This window comes from Novacetimonas maltaceti (assembly GCF_002906255.1).
GTDB lineage: Bacteria > Pseudomonadota > Alphaproteobacteria > Acetobacterales > Acetobacteraceae > Novacetimonas > Novacetimonas maltaceti.
Genome location: NZ_POTC01000121.1, coordinates 1 through 2,280, shown reverse-complemented (window position 1 = coordinate 2,280; position 2,280 = coordinate 1). Strand labels below are relative to the sequence as shown.

General features: G+C 60.7%; 1 protein-coding gene. It reads right to left on the bottom strand.

Annotation, left to right across the window (positions count from 1 at the left end; all coding sequences use genetic code 11):
* Window positions 1-28 precede the first annotated feature (28 nt).
* Window positions 29-2,280, bottom strand: a 2,252-nt coding sequence (locus tag KMAL_RS16500; protein ID WP_110096530.1) for a Tn3 family transposase, incomplete at its 5' end; no start/stop codon positions are given.

Here is a 2,280-nt window from a genome sequence, read left to right as displayed (position 1 = left end):
GGGGTCGTTTGCGGGAGGGGGCGAAATCCTACGCTAAGGATTTAGGCCAGCGATATTCGCCGGTGAGGTTGATGTGTTCCCATCCCAGCGGTGAGACATGGGCGAGGAGATCAGGCGAGATGATGATGCCGTCCACGGCGCGTCTGTCCACGACCTCCCCGAGTTTCATGGTGTTCCAGAAGATGATGATGGCGGCGAGCAGGTTCATGCCGGCAATACGATAGTGCTGCCCTTCGCCTGAGCGGTCGCGTATCTCACCTCGACGATGGAAGCTGATGGCGCGCTTGAGGGCATGATGGGCCTCGCCCTTGTTGAGACCGATCTGAGCCTGGCGCTGGAGACCGGCGTCGAGAATCCAGTCGATCATGAACAGGGTGCGCTCGATGCGACCGATCTCCCGCAATGCGAGGGCCAGCTCATTCTGGCGCGGGTAGGAAGCGAGCTTGCGAAGAATCTGGCTGGGGGCGACGGTGCCCGCTGCGATCGTTGCCGTGACGCGCAGGATGTCGGGCCAGTTGCGCTCGATGAGCGGTTCATTGATTTTGCCGCCAACCAGCGCTCGCACATTGGCGGGCGTCGCGTTGGGCGTGAAGGCATAGAGTCTTTTCTGAGAGAGATCTCGGATACGCGGTGCGAACCTGTAGCCGAGCAAGGAGCTGGCGGCGAACACATGATCGGTAAAGCCACCCGTGTCGGCAAAATGCTGGCGGACGCGGCGGCCTGCGTCATTCATGAGCAGCCCATCGAGTATATAAGGTGCCTCGCTGACCGTTGCCGGGATGACCTGGGTAGCGAAGGGTGCATATTGATCGGACACATGGCTGTATCCCTTGAGGCCTGGGACGTTGCCATATTTCGCGTTGATCAGATTCATCGCTTCGCCCTGCTCGGTAGCAAGGAAGAACTGCCCGTCGCTGGATGCGGATTTCCCTTGTCCCCAGAAGGCGGACATAGGCAGAGCGGCATGGGCTTCCACGATCATGGCGAGCGCCCGATCATAGGCGCTGCCTTCGACATGCCAGCGTGCGATCCGCAGCAATTCCCAGAAGCTGTGCGTATTGGTCGCCGCTGCCATCTTGCGTAGACCAAGATTGACGCCTTCCGCCAACAACACGTTCATCAGGCCGATCTGGTCGCGGCAAGGCACGCCAGTGCGCAGATGCGTGAAAGCCTCGGAGAATCCGGTTCGCTCATCCACTTCCAGCAACAAATCGGTGATCCTCGTGGACGGGAGCTGTTGATAGAGATCGAGTACGAGATCCTCAGTGCCTTCGGGTGTGTCAGCCTTCAGCTTGTCGATGTGCAGCTTGCCGTTCTCGATGATGCCGCCTGGGATCGTACCGGTTCGCGCCGCGCGGCCAAGCGCCTTCAGTTGTGTATCCAGTCGAGCCCTGCGCTCGGCAAGCCATTCGCCGGGTTGCAGCGGCACAGCGAACCGCGCGGTCTGCTCTATCGCCTGTGGCGGGACCAGGATCTGCTTGAGGTCGCCATAGCGGCGCGATTTTGCCAGCCATATGTCGCCGGACCGGAAAGCGTCGCGGATATGGAACAGCACCGCGATTTCCCAAAGTCGGTAGTCGCCGGCGGGCGCAGCGCGAAGATGGCGATGCCATTTGGAGTTGGGACGTAGAAAATCCATAGGAGGATCGGATTTGATCCCGCTCTGTAGCAGCGCGATAGCCGTCAGAAGAGGCTTGGCAATCGGCGCCGCCTGCATGTCGAGCAGGCGCAGCATCCTGGGCGCATAGAGGCGGAAGCGATGATAGCCGTCCAGCACACGGCTGAGCGGGTCGGCAGCGAGCACATTGGTCAACGCAGAGGCCGTGGCGACAAGGGTTCTGAACCGTTCCCAGCCTGGACCGGTGGTGATTATCCCGTCCAGGGATGCGCCATCGTCCTGCGCTCCAAGCAAAGCACCACCGATTTCAGCAAAAGACTTCAGCGTGTCCCGAACGGCCGCCTTTTCGTCGGCGATCTTGGTGCTGCAAAGGCGTTCGGAGACCCGATAGAGACGGCCTACGATGCGATCGTGGGTCTCCACGATGACATCAGCCAGAGATGACCGCCATTCCATGGTGCAGACAGCGAGGATTGCAAGCCGCCTGCCTTCGGGCAGATCGCGCATGCCGTCGGCGTAATAGCGCTCGCCCTGCCGGCGAAGGCGGGTCACACGATGCGCGGGAACGCCGTCCAGCAAATCTGCCGGAAGATCGAACTTGTGGAGATATTCCAGTCGATCCATCAGCCGATTGGCCGCCGCCGAATTTGCGCCAACTTCGA